The following is an 18,741-nucleotide window of genomic DNA, read 5'->3' as shown; positions in this document are numbered from 1 at the left end:
GTTTACTTCTCTTAACTGGGGATATGATACCAGAACAGGTTCAATTAAGAATGCAAATGATCATATATGATATCGGCAAGATCCTCGCTTATGCCCGGAACCTTGCTAATTTCTTGTTTACTCGCCTTTTTAAGACCTTGTAGCCCACCTGAATATTTTAATAAAGTTTGTCTCTTCTTAGGTCCTATACCTGGTATTCCCTCTAACGTTGAGGTTGTTTTAACTTTTTGACGTCTGTTGCGATGCCCTAATATAGCAAACCGATGCGACTCATCTCTTATATGTTGTATTAAGTGCAAACCAGGGGAATCGCTTTCCATTGGAATTGTTTCATAAGAACCGGCTCTAATTAATGTTTCCAAGCCTGCTTTTCGACTACTCCCCTTCGCGACTCCAATAAGCATCGGTTTACTTTCCAATGGCCAGTCCTCAAAATGCGTCTCTGCTTGTGACAACTGTCCTTTTCCGCCGTCTATAAATAAAATATCAGGCAGCTTGGCGTCTGCACTAGGAGATTTATAGCGTCGTCTTAATGCTTGCGCCATTGCTGCATAGTCATCACCCGGAGTAATACCTTCAATATTAAAGGTTCTATAGTCACTTTTTAGTGGCCCGTCTCGATTAAAAACTACACAAGAAGCAACCGTTTGCTGACCTGAGGTGTGACTAATATCAAAACACTCCATTCGAGTGATTGGGGTATCTCGTTCAATCGCTTTTTCTAAATCAACATAACGTGCAAACATCGATTTCTGTTGATTCTGTTGGGTTTCAAGCGAATTATCAGCATTCTTATTAGCTAATTGTAAATACTGACGCTTTTCATCCCGAATCCCCTCAAAGAATTTAATTTTGTAGCCTGCTTCGGTTGATAATACTTTTTCAATCTCGTCCATGTCTGGAAACTTAATGGGAACAACGATCTGTTTAGGGATTGTCTTATTTCCGGCAAGATAAAACTGCAAGATAAAAGACTGGAATACCGTTTCATCGTCTATATCTCTAGGGATTTTAGGAAAAAAAGATTTACTGCCGAGTAGTTGGCTATCGCGAACAAACAACGCCTGTACGCAGGCATACCCATTCTTAAAGGCGAAACCAAATACGTCCATTTCTTCTTGAGTACCGGTAACAAACTGTTGTTCTTGTATGCGACGAAGTGCACTTATTTGATCGCGATATCGGGCTGCGCCTTCAAAATTTAAGGCAACACTGGCTTGTTCCATTTTATCTACTAGTGAAGCAATAACCTCAGAGTTTTTCCCCCGGAGAAATAACGTTGCTAAGTTTACCTGCTCTCTATATTCGTCATCACTGACATATCCCTCGACACAAGGCGCCGAACAACGTTTCATTTGATATTGCAAACAGGGTCTGCTGCGAGCGCGATAGTAACTATCTTCACATTGTCTAATTGGAAATATGCGTTGCATCGATCTCAAGCTTTCTCTTACCGCCCAAGCACTTGGATAAGGACCAAAATAGGTACCTTTGCGCTTTTTCGTGCCCCGATGAAAACTCAGCCGAGGATGCTCGTGATCTGACAGAAAAATAAATGGATACGACTTATCATCTCGCAATACAACGTTATAGCGAGGCCGATATTTTTTAATGAAATTATTTTCGAGTATAAAAGCTTCAGTTTCACTCGACACTATCGTCACATCCATTTTTGCAATATGACTTACCAGTGATTGGGTTTTTACACTATCTACCGTCTTACGAAAGTATGAACTAACTCTTTTCTTTAAATTTTTAGCTTTACCAACATAAATAACTTCTTCCCTGACGTTATACATTCTATAAACACCAGGTTTTGAAGTTAAGTTTTTTAGGAAGGATTCTGAATCAAAGACAGCTTGGTCACTCATTATTATTCGGTTTGTATCAGCTTATGGCGCAACGCTAAATGGGTGAGCTCTACATCTGAACTGACGTTAAGCTTGACGAACATACGATAGCGATATGTGTTGACTGTTTTAGCGCTAATATTAAGATTTGACGCAATCTCTGGCACACGAGTTCCTCTTGTTAACATCATCGTAATTTCTAACTCTCGATCCGACAAACTCTCAAACGGATTGTCATGGTTCTGCGAGGTACTGCCGATAGCAAGTTCCTGAGCCACGTCAGCAGATATATAGCGTTGCCCCGACGATACCTTATAGATAGCGTTTACCATTTCACTCGGGTCGGCATCCTTGGTCAAAAAACCATGCGCACCAGCTTGCATGATTTTGGTCGGTATTGGATTTTCTTTGTGCATTGATAAACAGATAATCCGAGCGCTATCACAAAAACGTAAAATTTTTCGAGTCGCTTCTAGACCGCCGATACCCGGCATACTTACATCCATCATAATGATATCAGGGGGATTTTTTCTGCACTGTTCAATAGCTTCTTCACCGCTTCCAACAGATGCAATGACGTTAAAATCTTTAACGTCATTTAATATCCGACTGATCCCTGTTCTAACGAGCTCATGGTCATCAACCAATAAAATCTTGATCACGTAGGAACCTCAATTTCTTATTATTAGATTAATACAAAGTCCTGCAACCAAGGATTATCTTATAAAACGCACCATATTGAAATAGGTTTGTATATCAATCGAACTGAATCAAAAGAATAAGTTCGATTGTACGGAATTAATTGTTGCCACTCTTTACAGTAGCTATAATAGTTATAGTAGCTATATCCGCTATAGTAATTTTAAGCCTTGCTAGGAAGTGATACTGAACAGAACAAAACTAAGCGTTTTTTTTGGGCGCTTTAAATACGATATTTAGACTTTACGTACGCGCAAATCTACTTTAATTTGTAGTCATATCCAAAAAGCGAAAAGCCCCGAAATCGGGGCTTTTGCTAGAATGTGGCGGAGAGTAGAGGATTCGAACCTCTGGAAGATTTGACTCTTCGTCTGATTTCAAGTCAGGTGCATTAAACCGGGCTCTGCCAACTCTCCGTACTGAGGTGCGCATACTAAGGCCCAAATTGCCTGTTGTAAAGTCTTTACACAGAAAAAAGTGATTTTTTTCGTTCGTTTGAACATTTTTCACACATTCCTGTAATAATATAGATTAGTTAGTGAAAACTACTTGAATTATGGAACCAAACACCATACAAAGTATCTAACAAATAACCAAGTGATTTACTCAATTAATATTTAACGTGGAGACGTACAAATGGAACAACGTTCAGTCTATTCTGCTTCTGGCAATCGGTCGGCAGTAGAAATTAACAAGGTTTTGAAAAATACCTATCTATTACTGTCTATGACTTTAGTCTTCAGTGCAGTATGTGCTTGGATTACAATGGGTATGAACTTAGGTGGCTTTGCGAGAATCGGCCTTATGTTGGCAGCGTTTGGTTCTTTATTCGCTGTTTCAAAATATGCCAATTCAGCAGCAGCTTTACCACTAACGTTTCTATTTACTGGTTTAATGGGTGCTGCCCTCGGCCCATTGCTAAGTTATTACGTGGCTGTCGGTTATCCTGGTCTTATTATGGAAGCCTTCGGAACAACAGCTATTATTTTTGTCGCTCTTTCTGGCTATGTAATTACGACCAAGAAAGATTTTAGCTTTTTGGGCGGTTTTTTAATCGTAGGACTTGTTTTTGCGATTATTGCCAGTATCGCTAATATTTTCTTTGCGGTACCTGCTGTTCACTTAGCAATTAATGCGGTCATCGTCTTTATATTTTCTGGTTTCATTCTATACGACACTAGCAGAATTATAAAAGGCGGCGAAACCAATTATGTCATGGCAACTGTATCGCTTTACTTGAACATCTATAATCTGTTCACTGCCTTGCTTGCCTTGCTAAATGCGTTTGGCGGCGACGATTGATCAATCACGTTAATTATGGAAAACACCCCTTTTAGGGGTGTTTTTGTTTGTTATGAATAAATTCCTTATATTTGTTACCCGTTCGCCATTTGATTCTTTGAATGGACTAACGGCCCTGTCTTTTTGTGAAGCAGCAATTGAGTTAGGTCACGAAATAGAGCAAGTGTTCTTTTATCAACAAGGGGTTCAACAAGCTAATGTTGACATTCAACCCGCGACTGGTGAGAAAAATTTACTTGCGCAATGGCTTGCATTTTCAGAACAAACAAAAACACCATTAAACGTCTGTGTTACCGCATCAATTAAGCGTGGTGTCTTGTCAGAGCCAGACGCAACGGCTATGCGTCTGCACTGCAATGTTCACTGTGCATTCAACCCAGTAGGTATGGCTGACTACTTTTCTGCACTGAATACAAGTTCCTCTTGTGACCCTGATGCGCTTATCTGTATGCAGTTTTAGAGCGTTGGTATGACGAAATTACTCATTATTTCAACTCAGGCCCCTTATGTCACCAGTGCTGCGCAAGATGCGTTAGAAGCGGCACTTGCAGCGAGTAACGTTGGTGTGGAAGTCACCTTTGTATTTGCTCAACAAGGTCTTTACCAGCTATTAGATGGTCAAGACAGTACCTGCGTGCAAAGAAAATCGATAGCAAAGCAGATTAACGTTCTACCCTTGTATGATATTGATGCTGTTTATTATATTGCAGAAGATATGATTGACCTTGCACTTTCAAGTCAGGCATTGACATCAACTGCAGAATCAATAGATACCAACAAGTTCAATCAATTATGCGCTGTTTCTAACGCAATTTTACGTTTCTAGTTTAGGATTATGTACGCATGTTAATTGTATTTTTAGGCTCTGAATATCAATCGATCCCATCTATATTACCCAAGGTAGAAATAGATAAGCCTCATGCCGTTATTATTGCGCAACACGGTGTATATCAATTGAATAATATTTTACAAGAACTAGATGATCGTCATGATATTGTTATTCACGCACTCAAACGTGACTTACAGGCAGCGGGTCTGCTTGCAAACTTTGCAGAGCACGATAGAGTTAATATAATCGACTTTGAAGAATTTGTAAGGTTGAGCACTCAACATAGCCCATGTATTACCCTACAATGATTAACTCCCCACGTTTTACATCAAAGTTTGTCGTGCCGGGTCTTGGTAGAAAACTGACATAAAGAGTGTAGATCAAAATAGTATGCAACATTTTTTAGAATACGACGGCAAAAAAATTGAAATAGATGGAAACGGTTATCTACTGGACTATTTAGACTGGGACGAAGAGCTCTCCACTGTGATAGCGCAACTGGAAGGAATTGATTTGACCCCCGCTCATTGGGAGGTTGTGCTTTTTGTTAGGGCGTTTTACGAAGAATATGAAACCAGTCCTGCAATACGAGTCTTGGTTAAAAGTTTGTCGAATAAATTTGGGCCCCAGATTGGAAACAGCCGTTACGTGCAACGTTTATTTCCAAAAGGCCCGGCGAGACAAGCAACTAAAATAGCTGGCCTACCTAAGCCAGCAAAATGCCTGTAGTCACACTCTATGCAGAAGGTGCCATAACTTCTACACCATTCATATAAGGCACTAAGGCTGCTGGTACTTTAACGCTACCATCAGCCTGTTGATAGTTTTCCAATATAGCGACTAGCGTTCTGCCAACGGCTAAACCTGAACCATTTAACGTGTGTAGCAATTCAGGCTTCTTCATATCATGAGACTTATATCTTGCATGCATCCTGCGGGCCTGAAAATCCCCCATATTTGAGCATGAAGAAATTTCTCTATAGGTGTCCTGAGCAGGAAGCCAAACCTCTAAATCATAGGTTTTGCTTGAACCGAAGCCCATATCACCCGTGCACAACAGTACCTTGCGATAAGCTAATCCTAGCTTTTGTAAGATAGCTTCTGCATGGCCTGTCAACTCTTCTAGTGCGGCCATTGAGGTACTTGGATGAACTAATTGAACCATCTCAACCTTATCAAATTGATGCTGACGAATAAGCCCTTTAGTATCACGACCATATGAGCCTGCTTCACTTCTAAAACAAGGCGTGTGCGCGGTCATCTTGATCGGAAGTGCTTCTAGTGGAAATATTTCGTCGCGTGCTATATTAGTTAAAGGTACTTCAGCAGTTGGGATCAGTGACATGCCCTGACCTTCCTCGGTCGCCGGTTTAGTGTGAAATAGATCTTCTCCAAACTTCGGCAATTGCCCGGTTCCGTAGAGACTCTCGGAGTTAACTAGGTAAGGAACATAAACTTCTTGATAACCGTGTTCTTCAGTATGCATGTCAAGCATGAACTGACCAAGTGCACGATGCATTCTCGCTACAGCTCCATTCATAACAACAAATCGTGAACCAGATAATTTAGCCGCTGTTTCAAAATCAAGTCCGTTATTTAATCTCAGTGACACATCGGCATGATCATTCACTTCAAAGTCGAAAGTGGGGACTTCACCCCACTTAAGCACTTCTTGATTTTCACTTTCATCTCTGCCTGCAGGTACTCCATCAGCGGGCAAGTTTGGCGTTTCTTGGTAAATGATGTTGAGTGCGTTCATTACTTTTTCTAGGCTTGATTTGGCCTCTTCAAGCTTTTCTCCTAAGCCACTCACAGCCTCAAGTAAAGGTTTAATATCCTCTCCAGACGCTTTGGCTTTGCCGATTGCTTTAGAACGAATCGTTCGCTCGTTTTGTAAATCTTGAGTTGTGACTTTTAACGCTTTACGTTTTTCTTCTAACTCAGTTATTGCAGCAACATCTAGCGAATAACCACGCGTTTGTAATTTAGCAGCAACTTCGTCGAGGTTATTTCTGAGCAATCGAGGATCTAACATTTTTTACATTATCCTTTGATAAATTAGGAACGCCAACCACACTGAAATGAGGCAAACAGTGACGTTGAAAAATACATTCAGCGCGGCTTTAATTAATTCGCCTTGCTGAATAAGTAATACGGTATCGAGTGAGAAGGTGGAAAAGGTAGTAAACGCGCCTATTAGACCAAAGCCTACTAATACCCTTAATCCTGTGTTTTCGCCATTATCCTGTTGTAAGAATGCATACACTAGGCCCAGAACAAACGATCCCAATACATTTACTGCAAGAGTACCAAATGGAAAGCTCTTTCCCAATAGATTAGTGGCAAGTTGCAGAACAAAGTAACGCATGGAGGCCCCTATTGCGCCCCCAATAGCTACAAATAAGTATATTTGGAAGGTCTGCATCTTATTTACTCACTTTATCTGTTCTTGAATTTCCTTGTCTTAGCGCTTGAGCATCAAGTTCTGCTAAGAAAACCATTTTAGCACTCAATTGCTTTTCCAAACCTCTATCGGTGGCGGTATAAAATACCTGATCCGTAATATCGGCAGGTAAATATGACTCACCTGCAGCATAGGCATTAGGTTCGTTATGAGCATAGCGATATTCCTCTCCGTGTCCCATTTGTTTGGCCAAACTAGTCGGTGCATTTCTCAAGTGCTTAGGAACATCGTAACTTGGTGTATCTTCAATAAGCTGTTGTGCTTTTTTGAAGGCGGAGTATACCGCATTGCTTTTTGGCGCAAGGGCGCAATAAATCACAGCTTGGGCTAGAGCTCGCTCGCCTTCAGCAGGACCTACTCGATGATAAAGGTCCCAGCTGTTTAAGCAAACTTGCAATGCTCTGGGGTCTGCGTTTCCGATATCTTCAGATGCAATGGCTAACAAACGCCTTGCGATAACTAAGGGATCGCCACCACTTTTCAGCAAGCGACAAAACCAATATAAAGCGCCATCGGGTGAAGAGCCGCGTACGGATTTATGAAATGCAGACAATAAGTCGTAATAATGATCGCCGTTCTTATCAAACGCTAACGTTTTAGCACCCGTCGCTTTTTTAATCAATTCTAGACTGATTTTTTCACCGTTACGGGCTAAATCACTGCAAATTTCGACCGACATTAGCAAGCTTCTTGCATCGCCGTTAGCCTGAGAGACTAGCGCTACTGAGGCATTTTCTTCAAACTCAATACATTTATTTTCGCGTTCTTGCAAAAAATTAATTGCACTATTCAATAGCGTCATTAATTCGTCTGTTGATAGTTTTTCTAAAATAAACACACGTAAACGAGAGAGCAAAGCGCGATTAACTGAAAAACTTGGATTTTCTGTTGTAGCACCAATAAGGATAATATGACCGCTTTCAACGTAGGGTAAAAAAGCATCTTGTTGGCTTTTATTAAAACGGTGGATTTCGTCTACAAAGACGACTTTTTGTCTTGCAAATAGATCTGAATTACCAGTGGTTAAAGACCCGCTAACGTCACCGATGGCGGCTCGTATTTCTTTCACACCTGAGTTAATAGCAGAAAGCTCAATAACGTCGGCATCCAGTTGTTCTGCGATTAAATGCACTAGCGTTGTTTTACCAGTGCCGGGAGGACCCCAGAAGATCATTGAATAACAGTTCTTTTGTGCAAGCATCCTGGAGATAGTGCCCTGTTCTCCAATTAAATGAGACTGGCCCACGTAGTCACTGAGACGATTTGGTCTCAATAGACTAGCTAGGGGTTTATATGCAGAGGATTTCATTTAGCACTCGATGTTAACGACGACTTTAGGCGATAGAAGCTTCGCTTTATTATTGACTGCGTTGGTCGTCAATAATATAATTCTTTGGAATATCAAACGAAAATAGCGACTGCGAAACAGATTCATTTTGAGTTATATTTGAAAACACCAATAAGCTCTTCTGCTGTTGTCTATCTGTTGATTGCAGGCGAGTAAGTTCATCGCCGTTGAACTCAATAATCAATGCAACGATGTTGGCATTTTCATTTTTCGAGGTCACGACAAATCGAGACTGCTTGTTTTCAACAGTTACCGCATTCCACTGTTTTTCATCATCTGAAACTAGCAGCATTAACGGATTATTTTGGGTTATCGATGTTTGTTGCATGACCGTAACTTGTTCTACAAATGGGTCAACATTCCACACAGTTGTACCATCGGCAATAAGCAAGGTTTCGTCCGGTAATTGAGTCTCCCAACGCAACATATTTGGCGTTTTTAAGGTCAATGTACCCGATGACTTTTGTAACTCTTTGCCACTAATATCAGAAATACTCTGTGAGAAGTTAGCTGAATATGAAACTAACTTGCTGAGTTTTATTTTCAACTCATCCTTTGCCGTGATGTTTTGTGTTTCTTGCGCAGCAGCGTCACCACTGATAGCAGTGCTGCTCACCGTCATTAAACTAAGCACAATGACAGCAGATGAAGTTAACCTTCGAAGCCTATTTTTGAGTAAGCTAAAATTTTTATTTTTGACCAGAGTCAACATAATCTAATCCTTTGGTGGAGGTGGTGCTAACACCTCTCTATTGCCATTGTGGCCGGGTGAGCTTACGACACCGCTCTGTTCCATTTGTTCAACTAAACGAGCTGCTCTATTGTAACCAATCCGAAATTTACGTTGTACGCTTGATACTGAAGCGCGGCGTGTTTGGGTAATGAAAGCGACCGCTTCGTCATAAAATGCGTCATACTCTTGATCTTCTCCATCAGGATTTTCTCCAGGCAACAATACTTCTGATGTTGCTTCGCCATTTAGGATCTCATCGATGTATTGAGGTGCACCTCGTTGTTTCCAATCTGCAACGACAGCATGAACTTCGTGGTCATCCACAAATGCGCCATGCACACGAGTCGTGATACTGGTACCAGGAGGGTTATATAGCATATCTCCAGCCCCTAACAATGATTCTGCGCCTTGTTGGTCAAGTATCGTTCTTGAGTCAATTTTACTAGATACTTGGAATGCAATTCTAGTTGGAATGTTGGCTTTAATTAAACCTGTTATAACGTCTACAGACGGCCTTTGAGTCGCTAAGATAAGGTGTATACCAGCCGCACGTGCTTTTTGTGCAATCCTTGCGATTAGCTCTTCAACCTTTTTACCTACGATCATCATCATGTCAGCAAATTCGTCGACAATGACAACGATGCTGGGTAGTTTATTGAGTTCTGGAGCGCTTTCTTCCATGCTCTCCTCAGACTTCCATAGCGGGTCAAGTATCGGTTCACCAATGTCTTTGGCATCTTTTATTTTCTTGTTATAACCCTTTAGGTTTCTAACACCCAGCGCAGACATTAAGCGATAACGTCGTTCCATTTCACCAACGCACCAACGCAATGCGTTTGACGCCTGTTTCATGTCAGTTACCACTTCAGTTAACAAATGCGGTATGCCCTCGTAAACTGAAAGTTCAAGCATTTTTGGATCGATCATGATGAGGCGAACATCTTCAGGAGTCGATTTATAAAGTAAACTTAATATCATGACGTTTACGCCAACCGATTTACCTGAACCGGTTGTACCAGCAACTAATAAGTGTGGCATTTTACCCAAATCAACCACAACCGGTTTACCTGAAATATCGGCTCCTAACACGATGGTTAATGGCGATTCACTGGCTTGAAACGCTTTGGTTTCAATCACTTCGCTTAGGCGAACCATCTCACGATGTTTGTTTGGGAGCTCTAAACCTATAACCGACTTACCGGGAATAACCTCGACAACACGCACCGAAATCGCTGACATTGCTCTTGCTAAGTCTTTTGCTAAGGCAGTAATTTTACTCACTTTTACGCCCGGCGCTAAGTCCAGTTCAAAGCGGGTAATAACAGGACCAGGTAAAACATCAACCACGTTTGCGATGATGCTAAAGTCAGCTAGTTTTGCTTCTAATAGCCTAGAAACTTGGTCTAACTCTTCTTGAGTAATTGGATTTTCATGTTTGTCAGCGCGCTCTAATAAATCAAATGACGGCATGAGTGTTTTCCTGACCGGTATTGAAGCGTCATCTTGACTTGATGTTGCAGGCTTTATACTCTGTTCTGCCCGCAATCCGCCCTGCCCTGCACTTTTTGAAGCCCTAACAACTTTGATGCGCTGACGCTCCACTGCAGGGGTTGAATTCAGTTCATCCTCTTCATCCTCAGTGTTATGGACATATTTATCAGGAGATTCAATAGCGTCAATACTATCGTCTTCTGACATGAAAACCGCATCAGGAATATGGAATTTAGGTTCTGATTTAGTCCATGAGTTTGACGCGTTTGTTGTATCTGAGTTGTTTGTTTTGTTTGTTATATTTTCACTTACTTCAGGCTCTGGCTCAGCACGTAAACTGGTTATATTTAATTCAGAACTTTCGGTATTGATAGGTTTAGGCAATGCATTTTCGTTCTTATTCGCAAAAGTCGGTAGCGAGAGCGCACTCACTTTTTGCGGTAACGTATATAAGTCCTTCGCTCTATTAATAGTAAAAGAGCCAATGCTGTCAATAATACTCAACCAAGAAATACCGGTTGCTAGCGTAAAACCAGTACAGAAAAAACAAATAAGCAGTAATACAGTGCCCACAAAACTAAAATAAGGAATAAGCGCTGTACTAATAATATCACCCATAGCGCCGCCAGCAGATACACTGTAGAAGTCATCAAAGTTGATACTAGCGATACCCGTGAAACCGAACACAACTAACAATGCCCCAACCAGACGAAGGCTAATTGTCAGGTAGTCGAGTTTAGACACACTCTTTAAATGCAAAAATATAAACCAGCCACAAAACGCCAAAGCAAAGGGCAGAACGTATGCCGTAATACCAAAAGTAAATAACAGAATATCAGCAGCCCATGCGCCCGTAGAGCCCATCAAGTTCTGAATTTCGTTGTGTAATCCAGCCTGCGACCAACCTGGGTCGCTAGGATGAAATGAAGCTAATGCTATCAGCAAGAAAAAAGCAGTTGCACATGACAACATCATGCCTACTTCCATCAATCGCTGTGTTCCGGATAATCGCGCCATATCCCTACAATTCTTTTATTTATAATTCTTATTGAACTAGTGTTGTGTCAACTAATCCTTATTGGTTGTCAAGAATATCATAATCCAAACAACTGCATACAGGCTGAATGTTATTTATCGTTAATTTTTATTCTATTGCTGTGTTTTACTTCTTCCATCACAACATAAGTACGCGATTCACTTACGCCAGGTAAACGCAATAAAGTATCACCTAACAATTTACGATAACTAGACATGTCAGCAACTCGAGCTTTCAATAAAAAATCAAAATTCCCTGAAACTAAATGACATTCTTGAATGTCGTCCAATATTTGCACTGCCGTAGAAAATTCTGCGAATATATCAACCGAAGTTTTTGAAAGTGTAATTTCGACAAATACTAACATTGCGGCACCCAGCTTAGCCGGATCAACTGTCGCTGTATAGCCAGTTATATAACCCTGCTGTTCAAGTCTTTTAACTCTTTCTAAGCATGGACTAGGACTTAAACCTACATTCTTTGCTAATTCTACGTTGGAAAGTCTTCCATCTAATTGCAGTGCAGTCAGTATTTTGCGGTCAATTCGGTCAATATGTTTGGGCGTCTTAACTAGCATTTAATTTCATTAATCGTTCAATTATCAGAAGATTATACTGCATTTGTGAAATCTTCGATATTTTTATTTAGTAAAAATACAGTAAACTGCACGCAATTAATTAACATTTAAGGTCTAAAGATGATTGTTGGTGTACCAAAGGAAATAAAGAATCATGAATATCGCGTCGGACTTACTCCGGCTGCAGTTCAGGAGTTTGTTAAATGCGGTCATGAGGTACTTGTGCAGACTAATGCAGGTGCGTCAATAGGTTTCACAGACGAACTTTATACAAATGCAGGTGCCATAATTATTGCAACGCCTGAAGAAATATTTGCTAAAGCAGATATGATAGTTAAAGTGAAAGAACCACAGGCAAACGAATGCAAAATGCTGCGTCAAGGGCAAACCTTATACACCTATTTACACCTTGCTCCAGATCCAGTGCAAACACAATTATTAGTTGAATCAGGTGCCACTTGCATTGCTTATGAAACAGTCACAGACCATCGCGGAACGCTTCCACTTTTAGCGCCAATGAGCGAAGTTGCAGGTCGTATGTCAATTCAAGCGGGTGCTCATTATCTAGAAAAAGCAAGTGGTGGTAGCGGCACGTTATTAGGCGGTGTACCTGGTGTTGCACCAGGGAAAGTGCTCATTATTGGCGGTGGTGTTGTTGGTTTAAATGCAGCCAAAATGGCAATGGGGCTGGGCGCTGATGTCACTATCCTTGATCGTTCCTTAAATCGTTTGCGTGAACTAGATGATATATTTGAAGGCCGCTTAGCGACTGTATTTTCAACATCTGAAGCAATCGATTATCATTCATCACGAGCCGACTTAGTCATTGGTGCTGTTTTAGTACCTGGTGCTGCGGCTCCAAAACTGCTAAATCGTGAACATATTAAAAATATGAAGCCGGGGTCGGTCGTGGTTGATGTTGCTATTGATCAAGGCGGTTGTTTTGAAACTTCAAAAGCAACAACACATCAAGACCCTGTTTATATTATTGATGATGTGGTGCATTACTGTGTAGCAAACATGCCCGGTGGTGTGGCACGTACATCGACAATGGCGCTGAATAACGCTACATTGTCATTCGGTTTAGCACTAGCAAACAAAGGTCCTAAGCAAGCAATGCTAGATGACCAACACTTGCTAAATGGATTGAATGTGCACAATGGTATTGTCACATACAAAGCGGTAGCTGACGCATTAGGCGAGAAATTAGGCTTAATTTACTTACCTGCGGCAGAAGCACTAAATAGTTAAGTATTACCATTATAAGTATCAAAGGAGCCGATTTAGGCTCCTTTTTTATAAATGAGTACTATTTAGCGAAGTGACAAATTGAAGCGTTAATGTCATTCAAACTACTAAGAGGATCAGTTGCTTGAGTTATAGGTCGACCTATAACTAAATAATTAACACCACTTTGAAGAGCGCTTAACGGTGTTGCAATTCTCACTTGGTCCCCTGTTTTTGAGCCAATCGGCCTAATACCAGGCGTCACTAATAAAAAATCATTATTCAGTACCTTTCTTAACTCAATAGCTTCCTGAGCAGAACATACGACCCCATCTAAACCGCACTCTTGGGTCAACAACGCTAAGCGTTTAACTTGCTCACTAATTTGTATATTACCCACCACTGAATCCAATTGGTTTTGGTCCATGCTGGTTAAAACCGTGACCGCTGTCAACAAAGGTCTATTTGTTCCAGTCTCTTTGAGTGCTTTGATGGCAGCCTTCATCATATCTGGACCACCGCTGGCGTGCACGTTGACCATCCAAACACCCAATGAAGCGGCTGCTTTAACCGCTTTAGCTACTGTATTGGGTATGTCATGAAATTTTAGATCTAGGAAAACGTCAAAGCCTAATGCAACCACTTTCTTAACCCAATCGGGCCCGAAATAAGTAAACATTTCCTTACCAATTTTCAAACGACATGCATTTGGATCGAGCTTTAAGATCAACTCATTTGCAGCGTTTTGATTATCAAAATCAAGAGCAACAATTACTTTAGGGTCGCAAGAAGTTAAAGACATACTGATATTATTCTCCGTCTAGGCCTTTAATAGGTTTAATGCTGGACCAAGTTTTACAGGCAGGACAGAGCCAATGCAATTGACGACCAGAGAAACCGCAGCTGTTGCATCTATATTTAGGACGTTGACTTATTTGCTTGTCGAGAAGCGATTGTAAGTGACTTAAACTTTCTTGCGCTTTTTTAGCATCACTGAAGTTGTCTTCATAGAGCTTTAGTAGTGTTTTGAATCCGCGCATAGTCGGGTGTTTCTGCAACTGCGAGACGAGAATATCAATAGCATGTTCATTGTCGCCGTTGCGAGCAATAATATTCACTTTAGCAATATAAGATGAGGCACATTTTTGCCAATAAGGTTCTAACAGTTTTTCTAACTGCTCCCAACCATCTGTTTTACTCGCCCATTCTTCTAACAAGGGGATCGCTTCACTTAACCAATCTAAGTCACGCTTGGGTATTTCGGATAAGTACGCAAAACCTTCTTTATAATTTTCTGAGGCAAGTGCCAGTTTTCCAAGATCTAGCCATGCTCGCACTTGACTACCATCTATCATAATTGCTTTTTTCAATAGCGAAGTGGCTTCATCTTTTTTGTTTTCTTCAAGCAATGCTTTGGCTTGTTCACAATAAAAGTGAGAGAGCAAAACGTACAAGTGTTTGTCGTTTGGCGTTATCTGAATACTAGTACTTGCTAACTCAATCGCCTTGTTCCACTCTTTGGTCACTTGATAAATATTAAACAGTTTTTGCTGGGCTACATCAAAGTGTTGAGTCTGTTCTAATAATTGTAAAAATACGCCTTCGGCTCGTTCCAAAAAGCCAGCCAGTAAGTAGTCAGTTCCCAACTCCAAGAGGGCGAGAGCCTCTTGCTTATTACTTATTTCGTCTCTACTGATTAGGTTTTGATGGACTCTGATCGCTCTGTCTAATTCACCTCGGTGTCTAAAGAAGTTGCCCATTGCGATATGAGTTTCAACGGTATCATTATTAACACTGATCATTTTCATAAGGGTATCAACCGCTTTATCGGGTTGATCGGAGAGTAAAAAATTTAAGCCCCTGTAATAGTGTTTTGAAAGAATAGAGGACTGTCTACGTTGGGCTTTCCTGAGGCTGTTTCGGCCCATTACCCAACCGTATGCAACTGCAACTGGCAACGCTAAAAATAATGCTTCTAACATTTATGCGGAATCTTTTGATAGCTTCTTCAGCCTTCGTTGCAAAAGTGTATTTTGCATTTTGAGGCCTAGAAAACGGAGTAGCATCATCAAAAAACCAATTAAGAAACCCAATGCTATGGTGACAACCATAAACGTAGAGACTCTTAACTCAGCTTTAGCGACGAGGTAATTGACGGTAATCATCTGGGTATTTTGAGAACCAATAACAATCGATATCATTAATAACATGATAATGACAACGACAACGATTATTCCTTTCATCGAATAGCCTTGATTACTGAATAGCGAATATTTACAGGTCGACTCTATCTCTGAGTTCCTTGCCTGCTTTAAAATGCGGTACATGTTTACCCGTTAACTCTACAGTCTCTCCTGTTTTAGGGTTACGACCTGTGCGAGGTGAACGGTAATGTAATGAAAAACTGCCAAAACCTCTTATTTCAATGCGTTCACCGCGTTGAAGAGTTTGGGCCATTTGTTCTAATAACTCTTTAATTGCAAGTTCAAGCTCTTTACCCTGCAGGTGCTGTGCTTTCTCGCCTAAACGATCTATAAGTTCTGATTTGGTCACGCCAATCTCCTATTTAAGAATGATATACAGCAACCAGGGAGAAATTGGAGCGACAGGGACTGTCGCTCCGAATTGCATTACTCGCCTTTAGCAGCTTTAAATGCTTCTGCCATCGCGCTAGCAAAACCAGCCTCGTCAGTCTTGTTGTTAACACTATCAATCGCTTCTTTTTCATCAGCGTGATCTTTAGCCTTAACCGAAAGATTAACAATGCGGTTCTTACGGTCAACACCCATGAATTTAGCATCGATTGCATCACCAACCTTCACTACTTCACCAGCATCTTCCACTCTATCGCGTGTAAGGTCACCAATACGGATATAACCAACAACTTCTTCACCAAGTTGAACTGTTACACCTTTAGCATCGGCCTCAATTACTGTTCCATTAACAATAGCACCTTTCTTGTTATCTGTCAGATACTTATTGAATGGGTCTTCTTCAATTTGTTTAACACCTAGTGAGATACGCTCACGTTCTGGGTCAACTTGGAGAACAACAGCTGAAATTTCGTCACCTTTCTTATAGTCACGAACGGCGTCTTCACCGGTTTTCTGCCATGAAATGTCAGATAAGTGAACAAGACCGTCAATACCGCCGTCAAGGCCAATAAAGATACCGAAGTCCGTAATTGACTTGATCTTACCAGACACTTTGTCACCTTTTTCGTGTGACTTAGCGAATGTTTCCCAAGGATTATCAATGCACTGTTTAAGACCAAGAGAAATACGACGACGCTCTTCGTCAATTTCAAGTACCATAACTTCAACAACATCGCCAAGATTAACGACTTTAGATGGGTGAATATTTTTGTTAGTCCAATCCATTTCTGAAACGTGAACTAGACCTTCAACACCGTCTTCAATTTCTACAAAGCAACCGTAGTCAGTTAAGTTGGTGACTGCACCACTTAAACGAGCGCCTTCAGGGTAACGGTTAGCAATTTCTTGCCATGGATCGTTGCCCATTTGCTTCATGCCTAATGAAACGCGTGACTTTTCTTTATCAAACTTCAGTACTTTAACGTTGATTTCATCACCAACATTAACGATTTCACTTGGGTGCTTAACGCGCTTCCAAGCCATATCTGTGATGTGTAGAAGACCATCTACACCACCTAAGTCTACGAACGCGCCATAGTCAGTGAGGTTCTTAACGATACCTTTAACTTCATCGCCTTCTTCCAAGTTAGAAAGAAGTTGATCACGTTCTGCGCTGCTCTCTGCTTCGATAACTGCACGACGAGATACAACAACGTTATTACGCTTAGCATCGAGCTTAATAACTTTAAATTCTAATTCTTTGCCTTCAAGATGTACTGTTTCACGAACAGGACGAACATCAACAAGTGAACCTGGTAAGAATGCGCGTACAGTATTAACTTCAACTGTGAAACCACCCTTAACTTTACCGTTGATAACACCTTTAATGGTTTCTTTCTCTTCGTAAGCTCTTTCAAGCTCAACCCACGCTTCGTGGCGTTTCGCTTTCTCACGAGAAAGAATAGTTTCACCGAAACCATCTTCGATTGCATCTAATGCAACGTCAACAACATCACCAACAGCGATTTCTAATGAACCGTCAGCCGCTTTAAATTGGTCTACCGGAATAGCACTTTCTGATTTCAAGCCAGCGTCAACAAGAACAATGTCCTTATCGATAGATACTACGGTACCTTTAACGATTGCGCCTGGGCGAGTTTCTATCTGTTGTAAGCTTTCTTCAAAAAGTTGTGCAAAATTTTCAGTCATATTATTTGATAGTCTTTTTTAATCCGTAATATCATCCGTGGGGTTACGGGGTTGTTAATGATACCGTCGTCGTCCTAACAACAGTCTTTAAACATTTCCACCAAACAGCTTGGCTTCAATGAAATCTTTTGCCTTATCAAGAACTTGCTTTATACCCATTGAGGTAGAATCAAGTACTAAAGCGTCGTTTGCCGCAACTAAGGGAGCAACCGAACGATTTGAATCACGCTCATCTCGAGCTTGTATATCCGATAAAAGGCGCGAAAGGTTAACATCATAACCTTTAAGTTTCAACTGATCGTATCGTCTTTGCGCTCTCGATTCAGCGCTTGCTGTCAAAAATATTTTTACATCCGCATTTGGAAACACCACAGTGCCCATATCTCTGCCATCTGCGACCAGTCCTGGCGCTTCGGCAAACGCCCTTTGTCTTCTTAAAAGCGCCTCTCTTACGGTTGGCAAAGCAGCTACTTTTGAGGCAACCGAACCCACTTCTTCGGTTCGAATATCGTCAGTAACATCCTCACCTTCTAAGATAACCCGGGTTACTCCATTTTGGGTGTCAAAAGTGACGTCCAAACTAGCAGCTAATGGCACGATACCAACTTCGTCATCAGGCTCAATACCATGATGTGTTGTTGCTACAGCTAGCACTCTATAAATTGCACCGCTGTCTAGGAATTGCCACTGATAATGTTCAGCTAAAAGCGTGCTTAGGGTCCCTTTCCCCGCTCCGCTGGGTCCGTCAACAGTTACGACTGGCACTTTTTGCATAATTACTCCATTACGTTTGCTGGCCGAAAAACGCGACAATTATACGCACATGTGCCAACAGTGCAATGCTTTAAGGACATTCAACTGCCTTGAAACTAGCTATTTGC

The 18,741-nt window shown here is 41.1% G+C and carries 20 protein-coding genes and 1 tRNA gene; 6 read left to right on the top strand and 15 right to left on the bottom strand.

The window, feature by feature from the left end; genetic code table 11:
• Positions 1–44: 44 nt before the first annotated feature.
• The 3 genes from uvrC to G399_RS0108235 form a co-directional block, all read right to left on the bottom strand.
• Positions 45–1,871, bottom strand: a complete 1,827-nt coding sequence (gene uvrC, locus G399_RS0108245) for an excinuclease ABC subunit UvrC (RefSeq protein WP_026843583.1) — start codon at positions 1,869–1,871, stop codon at positions 45–47.
• Positions 1,872–1,873: 2 nt separating this feature from the next.
• Positions 1,874–2,512, bottom strand: coding sequence for a UvrY/SirA/GacA family response regulator transcription factor (uvrY, locus tag G399_RS0108240; protein ID WP_006012023.1), 639 nt, complete (start codon positions 2,510–2,512; stop codon positions 1,874–1,876).
• Between the two features lie 361 nt (positions 2,513–2,873).
• A tRNA-Ser gene (locus G399_RS0108235) sits at positions 2,874–2,965 on the bottom strand.
• A 220-nt stretch (positions 2,966–3,185) separates the two neighbouring features.
• Here G399_RS0108235 and G399_RS0108230 point away from each other — a divergent pair.
• The 5 genes from G399_RS0108230 (at position 3,186) to G399_RS0108210 (ending at position 5,409) form a co-directional block, all read left to right on the top strand.
• Positions 3,186–3,851, top strand: a complete 666-nt coding sequence (locus G399_RS0108230; protein WP_006012025.1) for a Bax inhibitor-1/YccA family protein — start codon at positions 3,186–3,188, stop codon at positions 3,849–3,851.
• A gap of 52 nt (positions 3,852–3,903) precedes the next feature.
• A complete protein-coding gene (gene tusD / locus G399_RS0108225) occupies positions 3,904–4,311 on the top strand; it encodes a sulfurtransferase complex subunit TusD (RefSeq protein WP_006012027.1) in 408 nt (135 codons plus the stop codon).
• Between the two features lie 9 nt (positions 4,312–4,320).
• A complete protein-coding gene (tusC, locus tag G399_RS0108220) occupies positions 4,321–4,677 on the top strand; it encodes a sulfurtransferase complex subunit TusC (protein WP_006012030.1) in 357 nt (118 codons plus the stop codon).
• A 17-nt stretch (positions 4,678–4,694) separates the two neighbouring features.
• Positions 4,695–4,988, top strand: a complete 294-nt coding sequence (locus tag G399_RS0108215; protein WP_006012033.1) for a DsrH/TusB family sulfur metabolism protein — start codon at positions 4,695–4,697, stop codon at positions 4,986–4,988.
• 82 nt (positions 4,989–5,070) lie between these two features.
• Positions 5,071–5,409, top strand: coding sequence for a TusE/DsrC/DsvC family sulfur relay protein (locus tag G399_RS0108210; protein ID WP_006012036.1), 339 nt, complete (start codon positions 5,071–5,073; stop codon positions 5,407–5,409).
• A gap of 7 nt (positions 5,410–5,416) precedes the next feature.
• Here G399_RS0108210 and serS read toward each other — a convergent pair whose 3' ends face one another.
• The 6 genes from serS to lrp all read right to left on the bottom strand — a co-directional run bounded on the left by serS (position 5,417) and on the right by lrp (position 12,329).
• Positions 5,417–6,715, bottom strand: a complete 1,299-nt coding sequence (gene serS / locus G399_RS0108205) for a serine--tRNA ligase (protein WP_006012039.1) — start codon at positions 6,713–6,715, stop codon at positions 5,417–5,419.
• Positions 6,716–6,718: 3 nt separating this feature from the next.
• Complete coding sequence (gene crcB / locus G399_RS0108200; RefSeq protein WP_026843582.1) at positions 6,719–7,105, bottom strand: fluoride efflux transporter CrcB; 387 nt, start codon at positions 7,103–7,105, stop codon at positions 6,719–6,721.
• Between the two features lies 1 nt (position 7,106).
• On the bottom strand, positions 7,107–8,453 hold the full coding sequence (locus tag G399_RS0108195; protein ID WP_026843581.1) for a replication-associated recombination protein A: 1,347 nt from the start codon (positions 8,451–8,453) through the stop codon (positions 7,107–7,109).
• A gap of 49 nt (positions 8,454–8,502) precedes the next feature.
• Positions 8,503–9,204, bottom strand: a complete 702-nt coding sequence (gene lolA / locus G399_RS0108190; RefSeq protein ID WP_006012048.1) for an outer membrane lipoprotein periplasmic chaperone LolA — start codon at positions 9,202–9,204, stop codon at positions 8,503–8,505.
• 3 nt (positions 9,205–9,207) lie between these two features.
• Positions 9,208–11,733 carry a DNA translocase FtsK gene (locus G399_RS0108185; RefSeq protein WP_026843580.1) on the bottom strand — a complete coding sequence of 842 codons (2,526 nt, stop codon included), beginning with the start codon at positions 11,731–11,733 and terminating at the stop codon, positions 9,208–9,210.
• A gap of 110 nt (positions 11,734–11,843) precedes the next feature.
• Positions 11,844–12,329 carry a leucine-responsive transcriptional regulator Lrp gene (lrp, locus tag G399_RS0108180; protein ID WP_006012052.1) on the bottom strand — a complete coding sequence of 162 codons (486 nt, stop codon included), beginning with the start codon at positions 12,327–12,329 and terminating at the stop codon, positions 11,844–11,846.
• Between the two features lie 120 nt (positions 12,330–12,449).
• Here lrp and ald point away from each other — a divergent pair, with 120 nt between their 5' ends.
• Positions 12,450–13,580: an alanine dehydrogenase gene (gene ald / locus G399_RS0108175; protein ID WP_006012054.1), complete on the top strand. Its 1,131-nt coding sequence runs from the start codon at positions 12,450–12,452 to the stop codon at positions 13,578–13,580.
• 58 nt (positions 13,581–13,638) lie between these two features.
• On the opposite strand, the gene pyrF is transcribed toward ald, so the two are convergent.
• From pyrF to cmk, 6 genes are all read right to left on the bottom strand, one after another.
• On the bottom strand, positions 13,639–14,358 hold the full coding sequence (pyrF, locus tag G399_RS0108170; protein WP_006012056.1) for an orotidine-5'-phosphate decarboxylase: 720 nt from the start codon (positions 14,356–14,358) through the stop codon (positions 13,639–13,641).
• A 7-nt stretch (positions 14,359–14,365) separates the two neighbouring features.
• Positions 14,366–15,538 (bottom strand): lipopolysaccharide assembly protein LapB, encoded by a 1,173-nt coding sequence (lapB, locus tag G399_RS0108165; protein ID WP_006012058.1) that lies wholly within the window; start codon positions 15,536–15,538, stop codon positions 14,366–14,368.
• The gene (locus G399_RS0108160; RefSeq protein WP_006012061.1) at positions 15,539–15,799 is read right to left on the bottom strand and encodes a lipopolysaccharide assembly protein LapA domain-containing protein; all 261 of its coding nucleotides are present in this window, start codon (positions 15,797–15,799) and stop codon (positions 15,539–15,541) included.
• A gap of 31 nt (positions 15,800–15,830) precedes the next feature.
• The gene (gene ihfB, locus G399_RS0108155) at positions 15,831–16,109 is read right to left on the bottom strand and encodes an integration host factor subunit beta (protein WP_006012065.1); all 279 of its coding nucleotides are present in this window, start codon (positions 16,107–16,109) and stop codon (positions 15,831–15,833) included.
• Positions 16,110–16,186: 77 nt separating this feature from the next.
• Positions 16,187–17,860: a 30S ribosomal protein S1 gene (gene rpsA, locus G399_RS0108150; protein ID WP_006012067.1), complete on the bottom strand. Its 1,674-nt coding sequence runs from the start codon at positions 17,858–17,860 to the stop codon at positions 16,187–16,189.
• 87 nt (positions 17,861–17,947) lie between these two features.
• Complete coding sequence (gene cmk / locus G399_RS0108145; protein WP_006012069.1) at positions 17,948–18,634, bottom strand: (d)CMP kinase; 687 nt, start codon at positions 18,632–18,634, stop codon at positions 17,948–17,950.
• Positions 18,635–18,741: the final 107 nt, after the last annotated feature.

Origin of the sequence: Brumicola pallidula DSM 14239 = ACAM 615 (assembly GCF_000428905.1) — a bacterium.
Classification (GTDB): Bacteria; Pseudomonadota; Gammaproteobacteria; order Enterobacterales; family Alteromonadaceae; genus Glaciecola; species Glaciecola pallidula.
Note: the sequence above shows the minus strand (reverse complement) of the source record. Positions and strands in the feature narration are given on the sequence as shown.

Bases quoted from the DNA above. Each gene is read 5' to 3' on its own strand.
- uvrC (WP_026843583.1), bottom strand. From the start codon at position 1,871: ATGAGTGACCAAGCTGTCTTTGATTCAGAATCCTTCCTAAAAAACTTA.
- G399_RS0108230 (WP_006012025.1), top strand. From the start codon at position 3,186: ATGGAACAACGTTCAGTCTATTCTGCTTCTGGCAATCGGTCGGCAGTA.
- tusD (WP_006012027.1), top strand. From the start codon at position 3,904: ATGAATAAATTCCTTATATTTGTTACCCGTTCGCCATTTGATTCTTTG.
- tusC (WP_006012030.1), top strand. From the start codon at position 4,321: ATGACGAAATTACTCATTATTTCAACTCAGGCCCCTTATGTCACCAGT.
- G399_RS0108215 (WP_006012033.1), top strand. From the start codon at position 4,695: ATGTTAATTGTATTTTTAGGCTCTGAATATCAATCGATCCCATCTATA.
- G399_RS0108210 (WP_006012036.1), top strand. From the start codon at position 5,071: ATGCAACATTTTTTAGAATACGACGGCAAAAAAATTGAAATAGATGGA.
- serS (WP_006012039.1), bottom strand. From the start codon at position 6,715: ATGTTAGATCCTCGATTGCTCAGAAATAACCTCGACGAAGTTGCTGCT.
- crcB (WP_026843582.1), bottom strand. From the start codon at position 7,105: ATGCAGACCTTCCAAATATACTTATTTGTAGCTATTGGGGGCGCAATA.
- G399_RS0108195 (WP_026843581.1), bottom strand. From the start codon at position 8,453: ATGAAATCCTCTGCATATAAACCCCTAGCTAGTCTATTGAGACCAAAT.
- lolA (WP_006012048.1), bottom strand. From the start codon at position 9,204: ATGTTGACTCTGGTCAAAAATAAAAATTTTAGCTTACTCAAAAATAGG.
- G399_RS0108185 (WP_026843580.1), bottom strand. From the start codon at position 11,733: ATGGCGCGATTATCCGGAACACAGCGATTGATGGAAGTAGGCATGATG.
- lrp (WP_006012052.1), bottom strand. From the start codon at position 12,329: ATGCTAGTTAAGACGCCCAAACATATTGACCGAATTGACCGCAAAATA.
- ald (WP_006012054.1), top strand. From the start codon at position 12,450: ATGATTGTTGGTGTACCAAAGGAAATAAAGAATCATGAATATCGCGTC.
- pyrF (WP_006012056.1), bottom strand. From the start codon at position 14,358: ATGTCTTTAACTTCTTGCGACCCTAAAGTAATTGTTGCTCTTGATTTT.
- lapB (WP_006012058.1), bottom strand. From the start codon at position 15,538: ATGTTAGAAGCATTATTTTTAGCGTTGCCAGTTGCAGTTGCATACGGT.
- G399_RS0108160 (WP_006012061.1), bottom strand. From the start codon at position 15,799: ATGAAAGGAATAATCGTTGTCGTTGTCATTATCATGTTATTAATGATA.
- rpsA (WP_006012067.1), bottom strand. From the start codon at position 17,860: ATGACTGAAAATTTTGCACAACTTTTTGAAGAAAGCTTACAACAGATA.
- cmk (WP_006012069.1), bottom strand. From the start codon at position 18,634: ATGCAAAAAGTGCCAGTCGTAACTGTTGACGGACCCAGCGGAGCGGGG.